25 protein-coding genes are annotated in these 25,838 nt (G+C 34.0%); 5 read left to right on the top strand and 20 right to left on the bottom strand.

Going from position 1 to position 25,838, the window contains the following annotated elements; translation table 11 throughout:
• Window positions 1-783, bottom strand: a complete 783-nt coding sequence (gene murI, locus F7O84_RS15835; protein ID WP_151147477.1) for a glutamate racemase — start codon at window positions 781-783, stop codon at window positions 1-3.
• Between the two features lie 188 nt (window positions 784-971).
• Between murI and F7O84_RS15830 the strand changes: the two genes are divergently transcribed.
• The gene (locus tag F7O84_RS15830) at window positions 972-1,547 is read left to right on the top strand and encodes an NUDIX hydrolase (protein WP_151147474.1); all 576 of its coding nucleotides are present in this window, start codon (window positions 972-974) and stop codon (window positions 1,545-1,547) included.
• Between the two features lie 2 nt (window positions 1,548-1,549).
• Here F7O84_RS15830 and F7O84_RS15825 read toward each other — a convergent pair whose 3' ends face one another.
• The 10 genes from F7O84_RS15825 to F7O84_RS15780 form a co-directional block, all read right to left on the bottom strand.
• Entirely contained in the window at window positions 1,550-2,131 is a 582-nt protein-coding gene (locus F7O84_RS15825; RefSeq protein ID WP_151147471.1) for an SOS response-associated peptidase, read from the bottom strand.
• Between the two features lie 26 nt (window positions 2,132-2,157).
• Window positions 2,158-2,913 carry an exodeoxyribonuclease III gene (gene xth, locus F7O84_RS15820; RefSeq protein ID WP_151147469.1) on the bottom strand — a complete coding sequence of 252 codons (756 nt, stop codon included), beginning with the start codon at window positions 2,911-2,913 and terminating at the stop codon, window positions 2,158-2,160.
• Between the two features lie 518 nt (window positions 2,914-3,431).
• On the bottom strand, window positions 3,432-3,872 hold the full coding sequence (locus F7O84_RS15815; protein ID WP_151147467.1) for an RbsD/FucU family protein: 441 nt from the start codon (window positions 3,870-3,872) through the stop codon (window positions 3,432-3,434).
• A 118-nt stretch (window positions 3,873-3,990) separates the two neighbouring features.
• Window positions 3,991-5,121 (bottom strand): ABC transporter substrate-binding protein, encoded by a 1,131-nt coding sequence (locus tag F7O84_RS15810; protein ID WP_151147465.1) that lies wholly within the window; start codon window positions 5,119-5,121, stop codon window positions 3,991-3,993.
• 112 nt (window positions 5,122-5,233) lie between these two features.
• Window positions 5,234-6,259 carry an ABC transporter permease gene (locus F7O84_RS15805; protein WP_151147462.1) on the bottom strand — a complete coding sequence of 342 codons (1,026 nt, stop codon included), beginning with the start codon at window positions 6,257-6,259 and terminating at the stop codon, window positions 5,234-5,236.
• Between the two features lie 16 nt (window positions 6,260-6,275).
• Complete coding sequence (locus F7O84_RS15800) at window positions 6,276-7,769, bottom strand: sugar ABC transporter ATP-binding protein (RefSeq protein ID WP_151147459.1); 1,494 nt, start codon at window positions 7,767-7,769, stop codon at window positions 6,276-6,278.
• Between the two features lie 306 nt (window positions 7,770-8,075).
• On the bottom strand, window positions 8,076-9,050 hold the full coding sequence (locus F7O84_RS15795; protein ID WP_192451793.1) for a substrate-binding domain-containing protein: 975 nt from the start codon (window positions 9,048-9,050) through the stop codon (window positions 8,076-8,078).
• Window positions 9,037-10,842, bottom strand: coding sequence for a sensor histidine kinase (locus F7O84_RS15790; protein ID WP_151147454.1), 1,806 nt, complete (start codon window positions 10,840-10,842; stop codon window positions 9,037-9,039). The genes F7O84_RS15795 and F7O84_RS15790 overlap by 14 nt, the downstream gene beginning before the upstream one ends.
• A gap of 3 nt (window positions 10,843-10,845) precedes the next feature.
• On the bottom strand, window positions 10,846-12,459 hold the full coding sequence (locus F7O84_RS15785) for a response regulator (RefSeq protein ID WP_151147452.1): 1,614 nt from the start codon (window positions 12,457-12,459) through the stop codon (window positions 10,846-10,848).
• A gap of 172 nt (window positions 12,460-12,631) precedes the next feature.
• The gene (locus tag F7O84_RS15780; RefSeq protein ID WP_151147451.1) at window positions 12,632-14,425 is read right to left on the bottom strand and encodes an L-fucose isomerase; all 1,794 of its coding nucleotides are present in this window, start codon (window positions 14,423-14,425) and stop codon (window positions 12,632-12,634) included.
• Window positions 14,426-14,760: 335 nt separating this feature from the next.
• On the opposite strand from F7O84_RS15780, the gene F7O84_RS15775 reads away from it, so the two are divergent.
• Both F7O84_RS15775 and F7O84_RS15770 read left to right on the top strand, forming a co-directional pair.
• Complete coding sequence (locus F7O84_RS15775) at window positions 14,761-15,687, top strand: AraC family transcriptional regulator (RefSeq protein ID WP_151147449.1); 927 nt, start codon at window positions 14,761-14,763, stop codon at window positions 15,685-15,687.
• 89 nt (window positions 15,688-15,776) lie between these two features.
• Entirely contained in the window at window positions 15,777-16,100 is a 324-nt protein-coding gene (locus F7O84_RS15770; protein WP_151147447.1) for a cupin domain-containing protein, read from the top strand.
• A 90-nt stretch (window positions 16,101-16,190) separates the two neighbouring features.
• Here F7O84_RS15770 and F7O84_RS15765 read toward each other — a convergent pair whose 3' ends face one another.
• The 9 genes from F7O84_RS15765 to F7O84_RS15725 form a co-directional block, all read right to left on the bottom strand.
• Window positions 16,191-16,676 (bottom strand): deoxycytidylate deaminase, encoded by a 486-nt coding sequence (locus F7O84_RS15765; RefSeq protein ID WP_151147445.1) that lies wholly within the window; start codon window positions 16,674-16,676, stop codon window positions 16,191-16,193.
• 102 nt (window positions 16,677-16,778) lie between these two features.
• Window positions 16,779-17,408 (bottom strand): uracil phosphoribosyltransferase, encoded by a 630-nt coding sequence (gene upp / locus F7O84_RS15760; protein WP_151147442.1) that lies wholly within the window; start codon window positions 17,406-17,408, stop codon window positions 16,779-16,781.
• Window positions 17,409-17,423: 15 nt separating this feature from the next.
• Window positions 17,424-17,852 (bottom strand): ribose 5-phosphate isomerase B, encoded by a 429-nt coding sequence (gene rpiB / locus F7O84_RS15755; RefSeq protein WP_151147440.1) that lies wholly within the window; start codon window positions 17,850-17,852, stop codon window positions 17,424-17,426.
• Between the two features lie 71 nt (window positions 17,853-17,923).
• A complete protein-coding gene (locus F7O84_RS15750) occupies window positions 17,924-18,976 on the bottom strand; it encodes an L-threonylcarbamoyladenylate synthase (RefSeq protein WP_151147439.1) in 1,053 nt (350 codons plus the stop codon).
• A gap of 17 nt (window positions 18,977-18,993) precedes the next feature.
• Complete coding sequence (locus F7O84_RS15745) at window positions 18,994-19,683, bottom strand: N-acetylmuramoyl-L-alanine amidase (protein ID WP_151147436.1); 690 nt, start codon at window positions 19,681-19,683, stop codon at window positions 18,994-18,996.
• Window positions 19,684-19,771: 88 nt separating this feature from the next.
• The gene (locus F7O84_RS15740) at window positions 19,772-21,529 is read right to left on the bottom strand and encodes a glycosyl hydrolase family 18 protein (RefSeq protein WP_151147433.1); all 1,758 of its coding nucleotides are present in this window, start codon (window positions 21,527-21,529) and stop codon (window positions 19,772-19,774) included.
• A gap of 278 nt (window positions 21,530-21,807) precedes the next feature.
• A complete protein-coding gene (locus tag F7O84_RS15735; RefSeq protein WP_151147430.1) occupies window positions 21,808-22,017 on the bottom strand; it encodes a hypothetical protein in 210 nt (69 codons plus the stop codon).
• 110 nt (window positions 22,018-22,127) lie between these two features.
• Window positions 22,128-22,727, bottom strand: a complete 600-nt coding sequence (locus F7O84_RS15730) for a hypothetical protein (protein WP_151147427.1) — start codon at window positions 22,725-22,727, stop codon at window positions 22,128-22,130.
• Complete coding sequence (locus F7O84_RS15725; RefSeq protein WP_192451792.1) at window positions 22,724-24,136, bottom strand: serine/threonine protein kinase; 1,413 nt, start codon at window positions 24,134-24,136, stop codon at window positions 22,724-22,726. The genes F7O84_RS15730 and F7O84_RS15725 overlap by 4 nt, the downstream gene beginning before the upstream one ends.
• Window positions 24,137-24,409: 273 nt before the next feature.
• On the opposite strand from F7O84_RS15725, the gene F7O84_RS15720 reads away from it, so the two are divergent.
• Window positions 24,410-25,219, top strand: a complete 810-nt coding sequence (locus tag F7O84_RS15720) for an adaptor protein MecA (protein ID WP_151147421.1) — start codon at window positions 24,410-24,412, stop codon at window positions 25,217-25,219.
• 213 nt (window positions 25,220-25,432) lie between these two features.
• Complete coding sequence (locus tag F7O84_RS15715) at window positions 25,433-25,639, top strand: DUF1858 domain-containing protein (protein ID WP_151147418.1); 207 nt, start codon at window positions 25,433-25,435, stop codon at window positions 25,637-25,639.
• Window positions 25,640-25,838: the final 199 nt, after the last annotated feature.

Raw genomic sequence — 25,838 nt, 5'->3', positions numbered from 1 at the left:
TCATATAATTTTAATCATCTGATCCAATCGCTTGAGACATTCATTAATGCGAGATAGCTCCTTACTATCTGTCACTTTTTTACCTGAAAAATAATATTCAATTGTTTGTTGATTCTTTTCAAAACCATTTATATGACTTAACTCATTGATTAATTGATTCACAGTACCTTCATTCCCATCTACAAACTTAATGTGATTTGGAATAATTTGTCTAAACGTATCTTTAAAATAATTAAAGTGTGTACACCCTAAGACAATGGAAGAATATTCTTCTAGCTTAAATGCACGTAATCTATCTCTTAATAAATTTATTAATTGTTCCGATTCAAATTCGCCTTGTTCTGCAAATGACACCAATTCAGGAATTGCAACTAAGTCAACCAGATGCCCTTGTTCTGTATTTTGAATTAAGTATCTAAGCTTTTCTCCCTTTATTGTAACTGGAGTAGCTGCCACTAATACTCTTTGATTCTCACATATCGTAAGAGATTTTTTTACCGCTGGTTCCATTCCTATAATTGGGATGGAGTATTTTTTTCTTATCTCATGGATTGCAGCACTGGTTGCAGTGTTACAGGCTATAACAATTACCTTAGCTTCTTTTTCTATCATAAATCTTATCGCATCATCCACATATCCTGTTATCTGCTCGATTGTTTTCTCTCCATAGGGAACGTGTTCCTCATCTGCATAAAATATAAACTGCTCATCAGGAAGACGTCTAAGTGCCAGATGCATGACTGATAATCCTCCTACACCAGAATCAAAAAATCCTATCTTCATTATATGTACCTCGCCTTTGCGTAATTTTTTCACTTTTCTTTGGTAAAACGGGTTTCCTAGGATATTATAGCTCATTTTTTATTTCAAATACATAGCTTTGTAAAAAAGTAATATTGAATTAAATTCAAATATGAATTACCATAATACCAAGACTACTAACGTACATTAGAAATACCAAAGGAGAAGCCATGAACTATACACAAGCAATTATTTCCTATCAACCAATCAATGAACAGGAAGTACAAGACAAAAAAGTAATTTTAGATTATATCCATCATTTTGGAGACAATGTTTTATCACGTTCCAATGAAATTGCTCATATCACAAGCTCTGGCTTTATCATGAATGAAACCTTGGATAAAGTCTTACTGGTTCATCATAATATTCGCAATGTTTGGTCTTGGACGGGTGGGCACGCTGATAATGAACACGATATGCTTTACGTATCGTTTAAGGAAGCACGTGAGGAAACAGGAATACAAGACATTTATCCATTATCCAACGAAATAGCATCCATTGATATTCTTACGGTGGAAGGACACAAAAAGAAAGAGCAATATATTAATGTCCACTTACATCTATCGGTCGCTTATGTACTAATTGCGAATGAAGCCAGTGAAGTAACTGTATGTCCGGATGAAAACAGTGCCGTAGCATGGTTTCCTGTCAGTCAGTTTACCAAAGAATACTTTAGTGACCATGATGTATACTTATATCAAAAGCTAATATCCTTTGCCAAAAAAACAAAGAAAAATAACAAATGAGACTAGAAAAACTCCAGTCTCATTTGCTCCATATCTGTATGTCTATTTAACAGAGGAGGTGTCTGTGTTAAAATATTTTGTGTCTCTTTTTCCTCATTTAACCAAATTTTAAGTTCTTTTTGGCTTAGTATCAATGGCATTCTATCATGAACAGGTTCCATTGAATCATTTGCTTTTGTTGTTATGATAACGAAACGTTTCTCTTCATCATACAATCCTGCCATCAGCATAAGCTTATTTTCTTTGTGTGTGAAGCTGAATTTATTTCTAGATTTATCCCATTCATAAAAACCAGTTGCCACAATCGCACACTTTCTTGTACTTAGGCATTCTTTAAAGGTTTTCTTTTCCATTATGGTTTCTGCACGTGCATTAATAATAAGACCCTTTTTATCAAATCTATGAAATCCCCACGAAAGCAACTTAGCCTCCAACTTCTGATTATGACTTGTGATAACTGGTGCAGCCACAGATGGAACAATATCACCTTTATAATTATGAGGGTTTAATTTTTTATCAATATCTTTAACCAACTTTTCAAGCTCAATTGCTGTTTCTTCGTCAATATAATACCTACCGCACATACACCCTCCCTCTCATTTTCACTTGGCTATAATGCAATCTCCAATTCAACCGGGCAATGATCAGACCCAAATACTTCCGTGTGAATCTTGGCATCTACTAATTTCTCTTCCAAGGATTTCGATACTAAAAAGTAATCAATTCTCCAACCAGCATTCTTTTCTCTCGCACGAAAGCGATAAGACCACCAAGAATAAACCCCTTCCAAATCTGGATAAAAGTAGCGGAAGGTATCCACAAATCCAGCACTTAAGAGTTCTGTAAATTTTCCTCTTTCCTCATCGCTAAACCCTGCGTTCTTTCGATTCGTCTTAGGGTTTTTCAAATCAATTTCTTTATGTGCCACATTTAAATCACCACATAGGATAACGGGTTTGTTTTCCTCTAATTGCTTTAAATAAGCCTTAAAAGCATCTTCCCACTCCATACGGTAGTCAAGTCTAGCCAACTTTTCCTGCGAATTCGGAGTATAGACTGTTACAATATAAAAGTTCTCATATTCCAACGTAATCACTCTACCCTCTTGGTCATGCTCTTTGATACCAATTCCATAACTAACACTGATTGCTTCTTTTTTAGTAAAAATAGCTGTCCCTGAGTAGCCTTTTTTTATTGCATAATTCCAGTATTGATAATAGCCTTCTAACTCTAGTTCAAGCTGTCCTTCCTGCATTTTGCTTTCTTGAATACAAAATATATCTGCATCAATTTCTTTAAAAAAATCTAAAAATCCCTTTTGTACACAAGCCCTTAATCCATTTACATTCCACGATATAAATTTCATAGTTTCCTCCTATTCTGCCCCATACTTTTTATTATATGTGTGAGCATAATGTATTTTCTATCTGTAAAAAACGCTATCATTTACTTTATATGAATCAAAGTACATACTTTATAGATACTTTTATTTATTATATTGTATTTTCAGATGAACTACAATGTTCTTTTTTAGACTTTTAATATAACTTTTATAAATTCTGGTACTCTTAGCCTAGTTACTTTATCACTTTTATGTGATACAATAATTCCATATTTTGGCACTTTCGCTATAAGGTCAATTAACTGGGGAGTATAATTGAAGTATAAAGTGTTTCATGTTAGGTATTCATACTAATACCTTACTTGTATTTTTTAGTACAAGTTTTATTAAAAGGAAAGAAGCGGCTTGCCACTTCTTTTGTTCAGCCATATTTTATATAATTTTTTTGACTTGACTCTAATAAAAAGAAGTACATTTTGAATGATACAAAGTGTACTTCTTTTTATTAGGAAAAATATTAGATTCCTATAATATCTGTTCATTTATTCAACTACAACACCCTTTTGCAACATGATGTTTGCATATAATGCCTTCTCACTTGTTGCAATAATAGCATAGGCTGTTCTTGCCTGATCATAGAATGCAAATCGCTCTATATTTCCTACGCAGTTTGCTCCTCTATCATCGTATTTTGCAACAATCTCTTTATACGTATCCCAGATTGGTGTTTCAACTGGATCTCCTGGAACAACCTCCATAAGATTAACTGGTTTTTCTACATAAGGATCTAGGGGAAATAACTGTAAGATTGCATCTAAAATCTCTGGAACTCCATGCCCATCACATCGAATAACAATTGCATTTTTTCCCATTTCTTCTGCTGGAAAGTTTCCGTCAGAAATAACAATTCTGTCACTATGCCCCATTTCACACAATACTTTTAATAATTGTGGTGATAAAATTGATGGTATACCTTTTAACATGTTTTGACTCCTCCTGCCTGTTGTAATACATTTCCGTTTTTAAGGAAGGGGATTGCATCATGCAACCCCCTAAAAATTATATCATATCTTTCAAATAAAACATTTCTTGCTAACTTAATTAGTCATATAAGTTTGGAGCAATATCAGCATCTTCCATATTGTCAGCTGTATACCATTTACATCCTGTGTCAACATTAGATACGCTTTCACCTTTTGCTGCTTTTACAGCAAGTTCTACTACATTACGTCCAATTGCTACTGGATCTTGTGTTACTGCTCCGGCTAATTTACCAGATTTTACTGCACTCTTAATTAATTCACCAGAGTCAAATGCTACACCAACAACACTTGTTCCAAGTTTATTAAGGTTTGCATCACCAGTAATTAAGCCTTCACCTGAATGCTGATTTGATCCATAGATACAGATGGTATCTGCTTTATTTAATAAGTTTTGAGCATCGATTGAAGAAAGTTCAGCTGTTACCTGTGCTGGAACTGCTACGTCAATGATTACGTTAGCACCATCTACTTTGTTTGTCCACTTATCATGTCCTTCAATAGAAACTGTTTTTCCATCTGCTTCAATTAATGATTTCATCTTATCAATAAAACCTGAACCACGGCTTGTAATAGATTCTGAAGTTGCATCCTGATTCATAACACCTATTCTTACTGTAGATGTTGCCGAATCGATTTTTTCTTTGATAATTTTATAAGTTTCATCTGCTGCTAATTCACCAGCTGCATAGTTATCTGTTGCTGCATTTGCTGCAATTGCACCTTCTGGAGCACCTGGAACACCAGAGTCAAATCCAATAATTGGAATACCAGCTTGTTGTGCTTTTGTGATACCTTCAAGGCAAGCTTCTGTATCAAGCGCTGCTAAACCAATTGCTGCTGGTTTGTTGTTAAGCGCGTTATTTAGCATCTGAACTTGTTGAGCAATATCACTTTCGGTATCTGGACCTTTAAAGTCAATCGTAACTCCTAATTCTTTGGCTGCTTCTTCTGCACCCTTTAAAACCGCCTGCCAGTACTGATGCTGGAATCCTTTTGATACAATGTAGATTGACATATCACCACTTGCAGTATCTGTCGTAGCAGTGTCAGTTTTGTCTGTTGTCTCTGTTGTCGTATCTGTTTTAGACTGGTCTGTTGTTGACTCAGCAGGTGCTTTTGACCCACATCCTGCTACTAATGCTGACACCATTGTTGCACACATTAATACACTTAATAGTTTTTTCTTCATTGTAAAGCCTCCCTTTAATTATGTTTATCCTTATCAGATTTATATCTGATAAGATTGTACTACTTGTCTGCTATACAAACAAGTAATTACCATCTTCATTTACTTTCATTACTTAATTTCTTTTCTTTCTATTTGCAACATCCATAAATACTGCAAAGATTAGTACAAGACCGGTTGCAACCTGCTGATAGTGTGTCTGTAATCCAATAAAAGGTAATCCTGTTTTTAACACCGACATAATGAATACACCAATTAATGTACCAGCAATCGTTCCATATCCGCCACTCATGGAGGTACCACCAATTACAACACCTGCGATTGCATCTAATTCAAAGCCAGCACCACCGCCTGGTAATAAGGTTGAATAAACTGCTGCATATGCAATACCTGCAATACCTGCCATTGTACCACTGATGATATAAGCTAATGTCTGCCATTTTGCTACGTTTACACCAGAAAGTCTGGTTGCTTCAATGTTACTACCAAGAGCAACTATATAGCGTCCTGGACGAGATTTGTTTAGTAAAGTTGCCATTAAAATTGCTACAATTAAAAGTAAGATAAAACCTGTAGGAATTGGAGTTGACATTCCATTTGCTCCTACAATATTTATTTTAAATATATTACGAAACCATCCTGCTGCTTCTGTTGCTTGTGGCCAAGTAACACTTTGTGCCTTTGTAAAGATAGAACCAAAACCTTTTGAAAGCATCATAGAACCTAAAGTTGCAATAAATGGTGGTAATCCCATATAAGATACCATCAATCCATTTAATAAACCAAAAATAGCACCGATTAAGATACAAATAATCAAACATAACGCGATTGGCACATTATACTTTGTTGCTAAAGCTCCTGTTACAAGTGACGAACATACAAGTACCGTACCAATGGATAAGTCAATACCACCTGTTGTAATCGCAAAAGTAACACCGATTGCCATAAATCCAATGTAATAAGATGCATCAAAAATACTTACTAAGGTAGAATACTGTCTAAATGAAGGACTAATTGCTCCAAATACGATATATATAATAATTAAGGCTAACAAAGCGATTAATCTTTGTGTACCAACTGCCTTTACAATTGGATTATTTAAGAAAGCATTTTGCTTTTTTTCTGTTGTTTTAGCTGACATTTTTTAATCCTCCCAATTAATTTCTAAGTGTAGCTGCATGCATGATTCTTTCCTGTGAAGCTTCTTCAATACTTAGCTCACCAGTTTTTCTACCTTCACACATAACTATAATTCTATCACTCATTCTGAGCACTTCCGTTAATTCGGAAGAAATCATAATGATTGATTTTCCCTGTGCGGCAAGCTCATTCATCAGATGATAAATTTCACTTTTTGCTCCGACATCAATACCTCTTGTCGGTTCATCAAAGATTAGGATGTCACAGTCTTTAATCAGCCATTTTGCAATAACCACTTTTTGCTGATTTCCACCAGATAAGTTAATAACTGCCGTTTCTACATTTGGTGTTTTGGTTTTTAGCTTTTCTACATATTCTTGTGATACTTTCTTTTCCTTTTTCTTATCGATGAAAATACCTTTCATGAAGTTTTGAAGTGATGACATGGTTGAATTTTGTGCAACCGACTGCGCAAGTACAATTCCGTAACGTTTTCTATCCTCTGATAGATATCCGATACCAGCATTCACTGCATCTTGAGGACTATTGATTTCTATTTTCTTGCCATTGACATAAATGTCTCCGCTTTCTTTTTTATCTGCTCCAAATAAAGCTCTTGCAGTCTCTGTTCTACCTGCTCCCATAAGTCCAGAGAAACCTAATATTTCGCCTCTTCTAAGTTCAAAACTAATGTTTTGTACCATTTTTCCGGCATTTAAGTTTTCTACTTTAAGTACAACAGGTGCATTTTCTGGAACACTGCTTTTTTCCTTTGGATCTTCATAAATCGTACGACCTACCATCATATTGATGATATCATCCTTGGAACATTGTTCAGTAATCAAGGTTCCTACATATTCACCATCTCGCATTACTGTTACACGATCTGTAATTACTTTTATTTCATCCATTCTATGAGAGATATAAACAATTCCAAGTCCCTTTTTTCTTAAATCACGAATGATTTTAAATAACTCCGCAATTTCTGATTCGGTAAGTGCAGCGGTTGGTTCATCAAAAACAATAACCTTTACATCTCTAGAAATTGCCTTTGCAATTTCACACATCTGTTGTCTACCAACTGTTAAATCACCCATTACACTATCTGGATCTATGTCAATATTCAGCCTCTGAAATAGCTTGCTTGCTTCTTCATTCATTTTCTTATCATTGATTAGTTTTCCATTCATCATCTCTCGACCAATGAATATATTTTGTGCAACCGTTAAATGATTCATCATATTTAATTCCTGATGTACGATGGCAATACCAGCATCCTGTGCTTCTTTAGGATTTGTAAACTCTACTTCCTTACCCTCATAAACAATGGTACCACTGTCTTTTGAGTAGATGCCCGTTAGGACTTTCATAAGAGTAGATTTTCCAGCACCATTTTCGCCCATTAGCGCATGTACTTCACCTTTTTTCACTTCAAGACTTACACCTTTTAGTGCATGTACGCCAACAAAGGATTTGTCGATATTTTTCATCGTTAAAATTACGTCGCCCACTTTTTCACCTTCCCTTGTGTTGTTTGTTCAACTTGTTTAATATGCTTCTATTATATGTCTATTATTTGAACAGTTTAATAGAATATTTTCTTGAAAAAGGTAATTATTTTACTATTATAATAATTTTTCTCTTTATATTGTACTTTTTATGTGTCATTTTTTATAAAGGAAAATGATACCTTTTAATCGCTGGTAATAAGTCCCAATAAAAATGCAACTTCCCTAGTATATTATATACAGGCTTATCCTACAATATGATAACTTGCTAAAAAACGGTAAGATATTGCTATACAATATCCTACCGTTTTAGCGAAATGGAAACAAAAGCTTTTGATTTTCCTCTGTATAAATATCATCCTTTCGAACAATGTTACTTCCTGAATCAATATTTGTGGCAACCTCTTCTCCACGCAAAATTTTGATGGCTGTTTCCAGACCAATGTATCCCATGTTAAATGCCTTTTGTACCACAATTCCATCAAATACACCTGATTCTAGTAACTGAATCTCCTCTACGGAACTGTCAAATCCTATAAGCTTAATTGAATCCGTCAGTTTTAAATCACGAACCGCCCTTGCAGCACCAATGGCAGAATATTCATTGAGACCAGCTATGATATCCACGTCAGGATGAACTTGTAATAATTCTTTGGTTACCTGATAGGCCTTGTCATATTCAGAATCACTAAAAACTACGTCTACAATTCGTTTCTCATCCTCTCCAAGAGCGATTCTAAGCCCCACCTCTCTTGCAATGGCGGTAGAAGTACCTTGTACATGACTTACAACAGCGATTTTCGAATTTTCTTTGATTAGATGATTTACTAACTGTCCAACCTTCTTTCCAGCCTCAATATTATCCGTTGCAATCAAGGCATCTTCAATTGGTTCTGCCATCTGAGAGTCGATAAGAATTAATTTAATTCCAGCCTCTTTTATCTTCTTTGCTGCTGGTAATGTTTTTTCATTATCGGCTGGAGATAGTAAAATTGCATCTGGCTTTAGAGCAATTGCATTTGCAATCATATCATTTTGCTTTTCATAGTCACTTTCTGAGTCTGGTGCCAGGATAGTAAGCTCAACACCATATTCTTTTGCGGCAATTTCTGTCCCTTCAATCAGCGAAAACCAAAACGCATTGTTATCATCTAGCACTTTGGAAACATAAACTATTTTTACCGTCTTATTATCTTTTGCATTGCATCTGGTCAGTAAAAAAACAATTAGAATAAATGCAAGTAACCATATCATCCATGTAATTAATTTTTTAGTATTTCTCATAGTGGCTATCCTCCTCACTTGATACAGGAATTCTAACTTCCACCATAGTTCCAACATCAACCTGACTTCTAAAGCGTAAACCGTATCTACTTCCATAATAAAGCTTTAAGCGGTTATTTACATTATTGACTCCTACACCACCCGATTTTTTATTTTCTTTTTTGTCAAATATGTGATTGAGTGCTTCTTTGTCCATACCTTTTCCATTATCTTCAATGCAAATGACAATATCATTTTCTACTCTTTCTCCCATAATGCGGATGAAACCCTTTCCGTCCTCCTTATACTTAATCCCATGATAAATCGCATTTTCAACGAGAGGTTGAAGCACTAATTTAACAATGGATTCATTCAGAATATCTTCTTTTATGTCAATTTCAAATTCTAGTTTATTCTTATATCTCATTTTCTGAATCGTTAGATAGCTTTTTGTATAACCGATTTCACTGTATATACTTACAATTTCATCTTCATTACTAATGCTTTGACGAAGTAACTTTGCTAATGAAGAGGTCATTAAAACGACTTCTTGATTTTTACCACTTTCTGACATCCAGATAATGGAATCAAGCGTGTTATAAAGGAAATGAGGATTGATTTGAGATTGAAGCGCCTTTAACTCACTTTTTCTCTTTGCCCTCTGCTCTCTTACAATTTGTTCCATTAACTCCTTTATTTTTTGTGTCATGATATTAAAAGAATTGCTTAACATTCCAATTTCATTTTGTTCCAGTATTTCAATTTCTGCATGTTCAAAATGCCCTTCTTGAACAGCCTTCATGGAATTAGCCAATTCCTTTAGTGGCTTTGATATTTCACTGGATAATATGATTGCAATAATTCCAGATATGATAATAAGAAACAATGCAGTGATCAGATACGCTAACTGCGTTTCTTCTCTTCCTGTCATAAGTTCGCTCAAATAGGCTACTCCTACAACCGTCCAACCCGTTTTTTCGGACGTATAAACCGTGTATAGCTTACTATTTTCTCCTTCTACTGTTGTAAAATTCGTTTGCTTTCCGTTTAAAGCTTCCTCTACTTTTTCGCTCTTTAATCCGCTATAAAGAAGGGTCTGTCTTGGATGGTATACAATCCTTCCTTGGGAATCGATGATAAAAACATAGCCTTTACTTCCCATACTAATTCCTTCACAAAGATTATTAATCGCACTATAGTTTAAGTCAACAAAAAGAACTCCTTCAATAGTACCAGTATTGGGATTTTGAATCCCGCAGCTTAAAGTTACTACCCATTTATAATCATCTTTGATTGCATTTTGTACATGAGAAGAAGACAAGACCGCAATTCCATTGCTTTGTCTTGCCTTAACATACCATTCAGATTGCTTAATATCTGCATATGGATTGAGTTGGTCTTTTCCATCATTAATTACATTTCTTCCATTGTCACTTAGTACTGCAATATTATAGATATCATCTCTGGCATCTGATATGGTTTGAAATTGTGAAATGACTCTGGTTTTGATTTGATCTAATTCTTCTTTGGTAGCTGTCTCATCATACAGATAATCAATGACATCTTTATTCTTTGATATCAGTCTTGATATATTCTCCATATAGTCCATATAGGAATCAATATCACCATTCACTTGTTCGATCAACTGCATGGTATAGTATTTTGAATTCTCCATGATGTTTTCCTGAGTATAGCGAATGGATATAATAAGAAAAACTATAAGTGCAACCGCAATAATCATGGTGAAAAAAAAGATCATGGTGCTTCGAATGCTTTTAAATCGAAATAAAAGATTTCCCTGCTTTCTTGTCATTCATTATTTCCTCTTAATTTTTGCATATTCTGTTGGCGTATAACCTGTATGTTTTTTAAAAATAATACTAAAATAATGAGGATCGCCAAAACCAACCTCATTTGCTACTTCATAAGACTTTAACGAAGTATGTTCAATCAGGCTTTTTGCCTTTTCGATTCGTTTTTTTGTAAGTGCTTCAATGAAGGTTTCTCCTGTGTAGTTCTTAAAAATCGAACTAAAATAACTGGTACTCATGGCAAGGTGATGGCAGACAGAATTTAGGGAAACTTCGGAATTACTATAATTTTTATCAATATAATCAAGTGCCATTATCGCCTGTCTATTTCCATAACTATCTTTTTCACTGGTCATGCCTTGTGATACTTTTATACAAAAACCAATCAATTCATTTTCAATATCTTTTAAATGATTAAGCATATAGATTCGATTAATAAACGTGTATTCTCCCTCCATAAACTCCTCATTGCTAAGTCCTGCTTCCTCTAACATGTTTACGATTGACAAAACAATGTTTTGAATGTAGATAATAATACGATTTTTGGAAACATAATCTGTTTTTAATTTCAAAACAAAGCTTTGAATTACTTTTTCAATTTCCAATGTATCGCCTGCTTTGATACTAAGTAAAATTTTATCCACCCATACTGATATGTCCAGGCCAAACGAAGTTTTATTCTTACCTAACTCTCTTGCATCTAAAACTACATTTCCACCAAGTAAAAAACGATATTCCAAAACCGCTCTTGCAGATTCTAGTGAACGATTCAACCAGCTTATTGTAGCTACCGTCTTGCCAATTCCTATCGTTGCATCAATTTTTAGATATTGATTGAGAGCACTTCGAATCTGTGTACAAATATCAAATACCCTGCTTCGAAATCCCTCCTCTTTGTCAGACTGAAAAATTACAATTGTCTTATCTTCTCCATTTTGAAAGGTAACCCCACATTTTGCTTTACTAACAATTTCTTCTGTAATATTATAAATAGAAAACAATACAAGATCTTCTTTGATATTATGATGCCTTTTTAGATATTCTTCCAAATCATCGCCCTGTATCATTGCCGTTGCAAAATATCTTCCAGATAGATCTACTCCATAATCTTCTGATTTCTTCTTTATGTCTTCAGGTAATAAATTTCCTTGCATTAAACTATTTAAAAAGCGTCCTTTTAATACAGGAAGATTGCTCATATAGGCTTCTCGTATTTTTTTTAAATTTTTATTCTTAAGTGATTCCTTATCAAAATCCGTCTTAATTTTATCAAGTAGCTCTGTTAATTCAAAAGCCGTAATGGGTTTTAAAACATACTCTAACACTTTATACTTCACTGCCGTCTTGGCATATTCAAATTCGTCATAGCCGCTTATTATAATTACCTTTGTCAAAGGATATGTTTCATATACATATTTGGTAAGCTCCATACCGTCTACATACGGCATGCAAATATCAGTAATCAGTAAATCGGGAACCTCTTGATTGATTCGATCAATTGCCTCTTTTCCATTTTCACACGCTCCCAAAAACTCAAAACCATGCTCCTCCCACTTGATATTTTCACTTATTGCTTCGCGGATTAATGCTTCATCATCTACTAGTAGAACTTTATACATATTTTATCCCCCTTGCTTTTATCAGTAAAAGGTTATGGTAAAGCCTTATGGCTTCAGTAATCAGTATACCACAAAAGTGTCTCAAAGGTTTTACCCTTTCAGACACTTTTTGCTATTCATATTACAGTTTGTATTCCACTTTACTGTAACAAATTCATTAAACCTAATTGTCTTAACGATATAATGGTCCATAAGCTTCACAAGCTCTGTAATCTGCACCTTCTTTATCCATTCCAAACGCATTCCAACTTGCTGGTCTAAAGATCTGCTCTTCTGGTACGTTGTGCATGCACACAGGAATACGAAGAATAGAACATAAGGTAATTAAGTCTGCTCCAATATGACCGTAGCTGATTGCACCGTGATTTGCACCCCAATTATTCATTACATCATAAGCAGTTGTAAATGCACCTTTTCCAGTTGTTCTTGGTGCAAACCAAGTACATGGCCAAGTATAATCGGTTCTCTTCCATAATTTATCCGATACTTCATCTGGTAAGTTAACTGTCCATCCTTCTGCAATTTGTAATACAGGTCCAAGTCCTTTTACAATGTTCAAACGAATCATAGTACAAGGCATTTCTGCTCTGGTTAAGAATCTGGAGGAATATCCGCCTCCTCTAAAATACCCTTGATCTGCTGCATTCCAAGTAGTCGCTTTTAAGCAAGCCTCTATGTCATTTTCTGTTACTTCCCAGAAAGGCTTAATTACGCCATTTCCATTTTCATCCTTTACTTCTCCACAAGCATCAAGGCAAGCTGCTCCTGAGTTAATAAGGTGAATAAATCCACCTGATTCTTTTGCAACACCTTCTAGCTCATAGCCAGTTGCTTTTTTCACTGCTTCTGGGCTCCAATAGGTTCTTACATCTGCAAAGATTTGCGCTGTATTGGTTAAAAGTTTACTAAATAGCATACCTACACCATTTAATGTATCATTTTCAGTTGCAAGAATGTATGGTTCTCTTGCTCCATTCCAGTCAAAGGAGGAGTTAAGAAGTGCTTCTGGGAAATCACAGTTTGGATAAAAATCAGTCCACTGTCTTTGTCCTTGGAATCCTGCCGCAATGGCATTGTGTCCAACGCTTTCTTCTTCACAGCCTTTTGGAAGGTTTTTGTTTCCATTCATCAAGTCTTTGATGATGCACATCATCTTAACAACAAATTCCCAGTCTTTTTCCTTTTCTTCTGGTGACTTTTGTGCTTCTTCTGGATTCTTATCAAAGCCTTCTTTACATTTTTCTTTTGTCCATGCAAGTGCTTTTTTGTATTCTTCTTCATCATAGATGTTTTCTGTCATTCGGCGAATGATTTCCACTTCATCTACTGATTCTACTCTCATTCCAAGGTATTCTTCAAAGAACTCTACATTAATAATTGAGCCTGCGATACCCATACAAATTGAGCCGATTTGTAAGTAGGATTTCCCTCTCATAGTTGCTGCTGCCACTGCTGCACGTCCAAAACGAAGTAATTTTTCCTTTACATCGCAAGGAATGTCTGTATCATCTGCATTTTGTACATCATGTCCATAGATACCAAATGCAGGAAGTCCTTTTTGTGCGTGACCTGCAAGTACTGCTGCCAAGTACACTGCTCCTGGTCTTTCGGTTCCATTAAAGCCCCATACACCTTTTATGGTGTTTTTATCCATATCCATTGTTTCAGAACCATAGCACCAACAAGGGGTAACGGTAAGTGTAATATCAACACCTGCTTTTCTAAATTGATCCGCACATGCTGCTGCCTCTGCTACTCGTCCAATTGTTGTATCTGCAATGACAACTTTTACTGGTTCACCATTTGAATATCTTAGGTTCTCTGTAAATAATTTTGCTGCTGCCTTTGCCATTCCCATAGTTTGCTCTTCTAAAGATTCTCTAACCTTTAAAGGTCCTCTTCTTCCGTCAATTGTTGGTCTGATACCAATAACAGGATAATCACCAATTAATCTGCTTTCTGCCATTTTCCATTCCTCCATTTTTCACCTTGTTATGATAATTCTTAGCCATCATACATGCATACTACTTACAGTTAACATTTTTAAACGAAACTGAAATATCCACATTTACCACAAATAAAATTTCATCTTTATCTTCTATGGTTGATTTAACTAAGAATTTATTTTATTAGCTTCTTATTCTATGCTAATTATACAATAGCTAGCCTTTTAATGCTCGCAAAAATCTGTTGATATATGGACATTTTTTGTCATTGTTGTTATACTATATCCATGACAGATATGTTTTATTCTAAATCGATACTCTAGTTTAAAATAGCAAATAAGAATGGGAGGACTAAATGAAGGCATTTCATGAAGTAAGAAGCTATGATTCTGATTTTATGGTATGGCATTCTTCTTATAAAAATATTAGTTTTCTAGCGCACTGGCATAAAGAGATTGAATTCATTTATATACGTGGCGGAAGTGCGAGAATCAGTATTAATGATGATATTTTTTTAGCAAATAAAGGAGATTTGGTCATATGTGATAGTGGGCATATCCATTATAGTGATTCATTTGATATGGACAATTCCTTAGATTTTATTATTTTTGACCCAAATATTGTAAGTCCTCTTTACAATAAGAGTAACTTTAAGCACCCTTTGATTACTGCCGAAATGTTATGCGAATTGCAATTAGATAAAAAACTCATACATTTAATTAATGTGCTAAAGATAGAAACCAAGCAAAAAGAGCCTTACTATCGCGAAATTATAACTGCTACCTTAAAAGAATTTTGGTATCAACTACTTCGCAAACTTCCAAAGGCTCATCTCCCGATTGGTGAAACCAACAAAAGAGATACTATGCTCTATGATTTACAGCAGCTTCTTTCTTATATTGATACCAATTATTACGAGAATCTATCACTTTCCTTTGCTGCTAATAAAATGGGTTTTTCAGAGAGTCACTTCTCTAAAATATTTAAGAAGTTAACAGGTATTAATTATGTAAATTATGTCAATCTCATTCGCATTGAACATGCTGCAAATCAATTGAAGAACACTCCCGATAAAGTAACAGACATTGCTATTAATTGTGGCTTTAATAATATTAGAAATTTTAATCGCGTGTTTAAGTCCATTACAGGTCTTACCCCTACTGCATTTGCTCTTGGTACACATTCCGATATCTATTCCTTATCCTACTATAATAGGAAGAGTTTGGACAAAGAATTTGTAGAGCAAGATTCCATTACAGTAATAAACAATGAACCACTTTAGCTTATTATTTTATTTAATATTCTTATTTTATATTGACATATTTTACAAGCCATACTATAGTTTTTGTAAAGCAAATAAGGAGAACATTTATGTATACGGAAAATAATAGTGCAATCATCAACAATTTAGGCGGAGGAGTCAAACGAAAAGTATTATCTTATAGCGAAAATATGATGTCTGTTGAACTTCATTTTGAAAAGGGGGCAATTGGCGCTTTGCACTCACATCCTCATGAGCAGATTGGATATATTATATCTGGTTCTTTACTCTATAAAGAAGATGGACAGGATGATAAAGTATTAAAGGCTGGTGATACATACTATGTAGCACCAAATGTTGAACATGGTGTTGTCGCATTAGAAGAAACAATGCTTCTTGATGTTTTTACTCCTATGAGAAAAGATTTCATTTAAGAAATAATTACACAAAACGCCCTAAGCATCCGTTGGCTTGGGCGTTTTTACATGTGAAGTATATTTCTTTTTAAGCTTCTTTTATTGATCTTATAATTTTAATACAACCTCTCGATTGGTACGCTGATATTGATAATATCTTACACCTGCCGCATCAAACATTCTCTTTGAAGCCATTACAGAAGGTGTATCTTTGTATTTATCTTCATCATAAACTACCGTCTTTATTCCAGATTGTATGATTGCCTTTGCACATTCATTGCATGGGAACAAAGAAACATAGAGTTTTGCACCTTCTAAGCTTCCACCACGATAGTTTAATATAGCATTCAACTCACTGTGTGTCGTGTATAAGTATTTATTTTCTAGCGGATCGCCTTCTCGTTCCCATGGGAATTCGTCATCCGAGCACCCTTTGGGAAAACCATTGTACCCCATTGACAAAATTTTATTATCTTCACTCACGATACAAGCACCTACTTGTGTGTTTGGGTCTTTCGACCTCATACCAGATAGTTTGGCAACTCCCATAAAGTATTCATCCCAAGTAATATAATCATTTCTTTTGCTACTCATAAATATCCCTCCTTATATAGTGTGATTATAAAGTAAATTTAATTGTTTTTAAACCCTTTATTTACAAAAATCGCCAGTGCGTAACACACTAGCGATTCTTTTTTATTTTGTTCCAAAGATTCTATCTCCAGCATCTCCAAGTCCTGGTACAATATATCCATGGTCATTTAAACGCTCGTCCAAACCTCCGATATAGATATCTACATCTGGATGCTCTTTTTGCATTCTCTTTACACCTTCAGGTGCAGCAATGATACACATAAAACGTATATTTTGAACACCTTTATCTTTTAACAATTGAATTGCAGCAACACTTGAACCACCTGTCGCTAACATAGGATCTACTACAAACACTTCTCTTTCAGCAGAGTCTGCTGGAAGTTTGCAATAATATTCAACTGGCTCTAATGTTTCTGGATCACGATATAATCCAATATGGCCAACTTTTGCTGCTGGTATCATGGATAACATACCATCAACCATACCTAATCCAGCTCTAAGAATTGGTACAACTGCAAGCTTCTTTCCTTGTAATTCTTTAACAGTGGTTGTACAAATTGGTGTTTCAATCTCAACATCTTGAAGCTTTAAATCTCTTGTAGCTTCGTAGCACATTAACATTGCAATTTCACTTATCATTTGTCTAAAATCTTTTGAACCAGTATCCGTTCTTCTAATAATTCCTATTTTGTGTTGAATTAATGGATGATCCATTACTGTTACGTTTGACATATTTTCCTCCTAAATTTAGTCTTCAATTTGACTAATTCTTTGTTTGTGTCTATCTTCATCTGAAAACTTTGTATTTAAAAATGTATCAATAATCTTAACGGCAAGTCCTGGGCCTACCACCCTTGCTCCTATAGCAACTATGTTTGCATCGTTATGAAGTCTTGTAGCTTCTGCACTAAAACAGTCAGAACAAAGTGCCGCTCTGATACCCTTTATCTTATTCGCAGCAATTGAAATTCCAATCCCAGTTCCACATATAATAATTCCCTTATCACATTCCCCACTGGCAACCGCATTTGCCACTGCCTTCCCATATACTGGATAATCACAAGCTTCTTCACCAAAACAACCGTAATCCTTATATTCCAGCTTGTTTGCTTCCAAATAGGAAATTACTTCTTGCTTTAAAGTAAATCCACCATGATCACAACCTAGTGCTATCATATTGTTCCTCCTTAAATGTTATACAAATATCTATGTTGAAAAGCGGACAAGCCGCATCAACCTCTACTATATTAAATATGAATCACCTTGTGCCCTGCTGCCTTTAGTAATCGATTCATGATAGCCATCCCCATCTTTTCACTTTGAAAACTTTCCGAATAGATAACATCAACATTTTTCTCGTCAAATTCTCGAAGCACGCGATATAAATTATGGCTTATCGTCTGCTCATCACTTCTTTTCCCGATGCTAATAACTTGTCCCACATCATACCTGTTAATAGTCTCATCGGTTGCAATAATTCCAACCTTATATTGCTTGTCTGACATTTCTTTCGCCAAACAATTTATTTTTACAATTACTTGTTCTTCTTCACCTTCTATAATGGTCAAATCACCTTTGGGTGCATAATGCTTATATTTCATTCCAGGTGCTTTTGGACGATCATTTAATTCTTTATCCCCTAAAATAGTCGGATCTATTGATACTTCACCAATTACAGCTTCCATCATAGCTTTTGTTACAAATCCAGGTCGTAATATCATTGGTGGATTTGTGGTAACATCTATAATAGTCGATTCGATTCCAATGGAAACCGCACCCCCATCTAAAATCATATCGATTTTCCCTGCCAAATCCATAGCAACATGCGACGCCTTAGTCGGACTTGGCCGACCTGATGTATTGGCACTGGGCGCAGCTATATATCCACCTGCTTCTTTTATCAGGTTAAGTGCTAACGCATGCTTTGGCATCCTTACCGCTACAGTATTTAAGCCCCCAGTCGTTCCTAGAGGCACAATTTCTTTTTTTTCAAATATCATAGTCAATGGTCCAGGCCAAAAAATCTCTGCAAGTTTTTTCGCATTATCAGGAACTACCTTTACTATTTTGTCCAATGCTTCAAGCTCAGCTATATGAACAATAAGAGGATTATCCGAAGGTCTTCCCTTGGCTTCATAAATTTTCGAGGATGCAAATTCATCTAGTGCATTTGCGCCTAATCCATATACTGTCTCAGTTGGGAATGCAACCAATCCTCCCTGTCTTAGTATTTGGGCAGCCTCTTGTATGGCCTTTTTATCCATTTGGTTCATTTGAATCTTTTTTTGTTTTGTATTCATCGTTTTTCTCTCACTATTTATAATCCATTTATATATTGTAATATACCAAGATGAATTGCCCAAGCTAATTTTTGCTGGTAATTTTCATCGACTAGTTTTGAAGCTTCTTCGTAGTTTGATAAAAACCCACACTCCACGATTACTGCCGTTGCATCTGTTTTTTTAAGTAAATAGTAACTTGCATTGTTTTTTGCAGACCTTTTGTTATTTGGTTGTACATGCGTTTGTAGCTGTGTTTGTATTATTTCAGCTAATTTTTTTGCGTTATCGGAATGTTGAAAGTAAAAAACTTGTGCACCATTTACATATTCTTCATGATAGCTATTTTGATGAATACTAATCGTTACGACTGAATTTGCCTTACCAATAATTTCACATCGTCTTTTCATATCCTGTACTTTTTTATTTTTAGCATTTTCATCATAGAGGCCCTTATCTGTTTCCCTAGTCATAATGACCTCAATATCTTCTGCTTCCAACATTTTTTTAAGTAGGATTGCAATGCTTAGATTAATATCCTTTTCCAATGCATTGTTGATTCCTACCTTTCCGGGGTCATTTCCACCATGTCCGGCATCAATTACTACAACTGGTTTTTGTTTAGCGCTTTTCATGTTTGTGACTGCAACACTTCCTTGCTGGCCAATCACCAGCGCACTCATCAGAAGTATCACAGTCATTAAAATTTCTATCGTTTTTCTCTTCATGCTACATTCCTGCACACACATTCATTTATACATTTTATGTACATGAAGAAAATAAAATGTTATTATTCTGTCTTTGGGTTTTCTCTGCCTAATTCACATATTTGATAATGGTATCCCAAACACTCTTTTTTTCAAGACCAAGCTTCCAGCTTGCTACTCCAGCAATCTCAAACTGGTCTACCAACTTCATCTTTTCTTCGATGGAAGCTTCCTCCTCTAGCCAAATCTCATATGTGATTCCATCTTTCTCATACTGTGCATAGTACTGACCCGTTGTCTCATCCCAAGTTGGTTCTAGGCCATTTGCACTGATGAGCTTGTCTTGATTTGCCATACTATATATCTCACTTGATAATTTGTATGGAATAAATTCTGTACTCTCATTCTCACTTGCAATTTCATCTTCCGTTTTTGGAGTCTTAATCCATAGTCTGGTGTAAAATGGAACCGCATTAATAACCTTTTCCTTCGGAACTTCCTTAAGAGTGTTCTCAATTCCTGACTTCACAAAACCAATTGAGGCAACAGAACCTGCTTCTTCAGAGGTCGAAAAATGCTCATCATATCCCATAACAATCACGTAATCTGCAACAATTCCTTGTTCCTTTCTATTGTAAAGGGCTGAATACTCAGTTGGAACATAGTTATCAATCGATAATACAATTCCATTGTTTCTGCATTTTATGGATAACTCTCTGATAAACTGAACAAAGTGTTCTCCCTCTTCTGATTTTAATTCCTCAAAATCAATGTTAATTCCATCCAAATTATATTCAATTGCCGCGGCAATTAATTGATTGATTAACTTCTCACGTTTTGATGTATAGGATAGCACTTCATAAGTACTAACATTCGGATTGAAATTATCAATTAACGCCCACACTTCTATTCCTAATTGATGTGCATGCTGTACATAAGTAGCATCTGCTAGACTCGTAAAATTACCTTCATTATCTGACAAAGAAAACCAAGTCGGTGATATGGTATTAATTCCTTTTGTATCTGCTAAAAGAGTAAGAAGCTTACTATTTGCGGCTTTTTCTGTTACTTGATGCCAAGTAAGGTTAATGTCATAATCTTTCTTGATACTCGTATAAACAGGTTCCTCAAAACTTCTGCTTTCTGTTTCCTGGCTTATATTAATCAAGTTTTTATTCTTAATGTATCCAATAAAAGCATCTTCACTTCGAACTTTGCTCCACTCATCGCCTTGTTCTAAGACTGCTACTTTGCTTCCTTCTGTAACATTCGTTAAAATCGGACTTTTTATTCCACCTTTAACACGAACACTATCATCTTTTTTAAGTTGTGCATACGTTACATTGCCCCACTCATAAGTAATATGAACGCGATTTGGGTCGCTAAATCTCTCATACGCAATATTTGTATATTTTTGTATATAATCTAGCGCAATGTATGCATTATTTCCATCTACCTTAACAATTACATAATTCTCAGTATTTTTATTTTTACTTATATAATAATCCTTACTACCAACACTAGCTGTTATTACATCACTTGGTGTTGTGTAAAGTAGAACATTCTCATTAGGATCCCAATAGAATCTAGGATTTAAATATTTTCTTACCGTACTATATTCTAGATAAATCTCATCATTAAAGATTAAACCTTTTTCTTCCGCTTTCGTATCTTGTAAAATTAATGCTACTTCATCTTCACTGCTAAGTGCAAAGTATTCTGGCAAATCTGCTTTTTTATCCGATGGTGTATATTTTTCAATTATATTTCCTACTACATAAATGATAATTACAATGATCAACAATACTAGGGTAGCAAAAACTGATATGATCTTCTTTTTTAGCTCTGGAGATGTCCTTCTCCTCATGTAAACTATCCCTCCATATTCTAAATTCTATTTTTTTCTCGTTTATTATACCATGAACACACCATAACGTCATTACTATTTTCGACATTGTAAATTTTTTTTAATGTTTTCTGAATAAATTAGTCAAATTTTGCTTACCAGCCCAGCCATACAAGAGGCTGAACTGATAACACTTACCCACCCAAACACCCGTCATTCGATCTACGCATAGAGGGATATCCGTAATTAGTTTTTAATTTGAATGACTCTTCCCTTTATTTTCATTATGACTTACCAATTTAATACTTGCTTATTTTATCGAATCTTATTTCTCTTAGAATACCTTGCTCGTCACCAATGTAATCACTCATATAGTCATTACATTCACGCAAAGCATCAAAAATCTGAATTGGTGTACTTGCACGACCTTCTAAAACTAACGGTACTCCCTTTGTAACATATTGTTCTAATTCAATTAAAAAATATAGGTCTAACCCCTGATTATTCATAATTCCTCCATCTTCTAATTCATTTACAAGTATGCCATTTTCTATTCCTTTAGAGACTCGTGATATATTATTGAAATACTGCTTACCGTACTTATAAATGAATCAGATTGTTATAATAAATTTTCTAAAAATTCAAAATTACATCCATGAATTAAGAAGGGATCAGGTTCAAAAGGTTGTGCATATATATTGGTCTTATAGATATTCTTTATGTGACGTATCTCGTCTTTTGTTATAAATCTGGATACATATTTAATTTTTCCAAGATAGTCTCTGGAAATAAAGAATTCCATGTATGATATTAATTTGGTTCTGTTCCATGGATTCAAATTCCCAACAACAATCTTGATATTACATTTTAAAAACTCTTTGGTGCATTCTTCATTTATTTCTCCAAAATCGATAATAACATAATCCCTACAAAGGTTAAAAATCATTCCAAGCATTTCCTTTTCTACCTTATAATAATAGGTAACTTCTGATATCGAAAAAGTATCATATTCTTGTTCATGTTTATGCTTGGCTAAATAGTACTCCTTTAATTCTTTAAAAGCACCACTCTGATTCATTTCTATAATTGTAACATTTTTGTTTAATTTTGCGCGAATATAGTTTCCTAACATAATGGAGAGATGAGTTACTCCTGCACCTTTTTGTACTCCAGTGATACCAATCGTCTTAATGGCGGTATCTTCGTTTTCAATTCTCACCTTTTGAATAACATCCTCCTCTTTACATGAATAATGCCTTTTAGCATATGTTTAAATGCTTTCTCTGACGCACCGTTATTAACAAATGGGTCAGTAAAAAATGGTACGTGATATCCTCTCTTAATTCCAAGATATTGTGCTGCCTTATAAGCTTGTCCTTTTCCACACATATTAAATAGATACTGAGATTTGTTATCATTCATTGCTTCCATACATTCCTTGGAAAAAGAATACTCCCATTCCTTTGTACCTAACACAACCAATCGAATATCAGCGGTTCCATAATCACTGCTTCGCTCATGAAAGGTTCCACAATCTCTTACAATTACTTCAAAATCACTTTTGTTGATACTGATTGTCTCGTTATAGTTTGGAACTGCAATGAAATTTTTAAAGTAATAAATTCCGTCCTTATGATATAGATGTGCGTTTATATCTTTTATATTGGATACAATTTCGCTTTTGTTTTTTTCTTCATAAATGGCCTTTATTCCATTTTTATTTAAAAAAGATACCATCCCAATTGCTATGTGTGAAACTCCTATTCTGGACTGGCTACCCAAAATGGATATTATAAGAGTATTTTTTTTATTTTTGCATATTGATAAATCTTTTTTTATTTGAGCTACATTATCATATCTATTTTGGGGATTCTTTGCCATGCACTTTAAAATAATTTTTTTTAGATCTTGAGAAATAGAAAGAAATTCATTTTTTTTAGATTTTTTGCTATTTGATTGAGAAGGTTTTTTACCAATTAACATAAAATATAAAATACTACCAATTGCATAAATATCCGCCTTAGGATCAAGCTTTAAACTATAAAATTGTTCTGGTGCTGCAAAACTTGGTGTTCCAAAAGAGTAATCAACTTCCTCTTTTTCCATATAAATTGCTGCTCCAAAATCAATTATTTTAACGCAATCATTACATACTATAATATGATCAGGTTTTAAGTCTAAATATAATACTGGATAAGGCCTTATGTTATGTAGATACTCTATTATGTCACAAATTTGGATTATGATATGAATTGCTGATTCTCTTGAAATAGCTTTTTGATCAAGCATAATTGCTTTTAAAGACTCACCCTCAATATATTCTTCAATAATATATAAGTATTCCTCATCTTCTTCAAGATCATAAATAACTGGAATACCTGGGTGTGTAAGATTTTTCAGAAGTGTAGCTTCTGCTAAAAATTGTTGGTACATGGATTCTTTTTTGCTAACACATTTTATTACCCGCTTTGCCCCTAACTTAATATGCTCTGCCAGATATACTTTGCCGCTTAATCCACAACCAATCTGCCTTTCGATTCGATATCGATCATACAGGCTAAAACGATGTTTCGTCTCGTTTAATGCAAACAAATCATGATTATTTAATTTAAACCAACTCCTTTTCACTATCAATACACAGAAATTTTCCTCTTATAAATAAATATTATATATAAATTTTAATTAATTTGCAATATTTATTTTAATTTTTAGTTTACTATATAAAAAAACCATAAAATCCAACAATTACCTAGTATTTTTTCATTTTTATTTTTGAATAAATGATTGACTTATGTAACGTTTTTGTATATACTGTGATATACTTATAATAGGATAATAATATAAAATTACTAGGTATAAATTAACTCATTTCTTTAAACCTTATGTAAAGGATGTGATATTATGAAAATCGAAAAAGTAAACGATAACCAAATACGCTGTACTTTGACGAAAGACGACTTAGCTGACAGGGAACTAAAAATTAGTGAATTAGCTTATGGAACTGAAAAAGCCAAATCATTATTTCGAGACATGATGCAACAAGCATCCTACGAATTTGGATTTGAAGCTGAAGATATTCCTTTAATGATTGAAGCGATTCCATTATCACCTGATTGTATTATCCTCGTCATTACAAAAGTGGAAGATCCAGAAGAATTAGATACTCGATTTTCTAGGTTTGCACCTTCTTTGAGTGATAAAGAAGATATAGAAAGTACTACTGAAGTATCCCCTCTAACAGGTGCAGATGATGTCTTAGATTTATTTAAGAAAATTCATGATGAAAAATCGAAATCAACTGCAAGTAATAATGATAATTTTGTTCCGTTGTCTGAATCTTTGACTCAGGATAAGGAAGAAAAAGCTTCTTCCAAAAAGAATCTCTCGAAAGAGTCAATTAAACTTTCAGAATCTGTAGATTTAACAAAATTATATTCCTTTGATAATTTAGATACTGTAATTCGTTTGTCTTCTGTATTAGAAGGATATTACGATGGAAAGAATTCCTTATATAAAGAAACATCAACTGGTAAGTATTATTTGGTAATTAGCAAAACGACTCATACCCCAGAACAATTTAATAAGATTTGTAATATCTTATCTGAGTATGCATCTCAGATAAAATATACTCCTTCTATTGAAGCTCGCTTAAGAGAGCATGATGAAATTTTTATAACAGGAAATGCAGTACAGATCTTATCGCATATGTAATAAGTTGCATTAATAAAAGCCAAGAAAACCTTGGCTTTTTACATTCAATTTTTTGAATCAATTCCTTATTGAACAAAGATTCTCAATAAGGCATATAAAGCACTGTAGTATTTGCTAAAACTTATTTGAAGTGATAAAATACTTTTACTACGAATAACTCGTACAAAACAGATTATAATAATCTTAACTATGTATACTTAAGGAGGTATTATTATGGCAGAAATCACAAAAGACATGATTATTGCTGATATAATCGCAGTTGATAGTAACATTGTTCCAATTTTAATGCAGTCAGGAATGCACTGTGTTGGATGTCCTTCTTCACAAGGTGAAACTCTTGAAGAAGCATCTATGGTTCATGGAATTGATGCTGATGAGCTAGCGGCTAAAATTAATGAATATTTGGCATTAGCTAAATAAATAATTACTACATTTACAATTTTTAAAAACCTATAAATATATACTTTTATTTATAGGTTTTTAATTACTCGATTTTTGTATACTGTATTCAAAAAAATACATTCCGAAGCCTTGACGTGTATACAGTATTCCATTATAATTAAGTTAGTTAAACTGTTAACATACTTTTAAGTCATTTAAGAGTAATCACATTCAATTA

The sequence above is a fragment of the Candidatus Galacturonatibacter soehngenii genome, assembly GCF_008830185.1.
Lineage (GTDB): Bacteria > Bacillota > Clostridia > Lachnospirales > Lachnospiraceae > Lachnotalea > Lachnotalea soehngenii.
The sequence above is the reverse complement of the archived record's forward strand: the minus strand, read 5'-3'. Positions and strand labels throughout refer to the sequence as shown.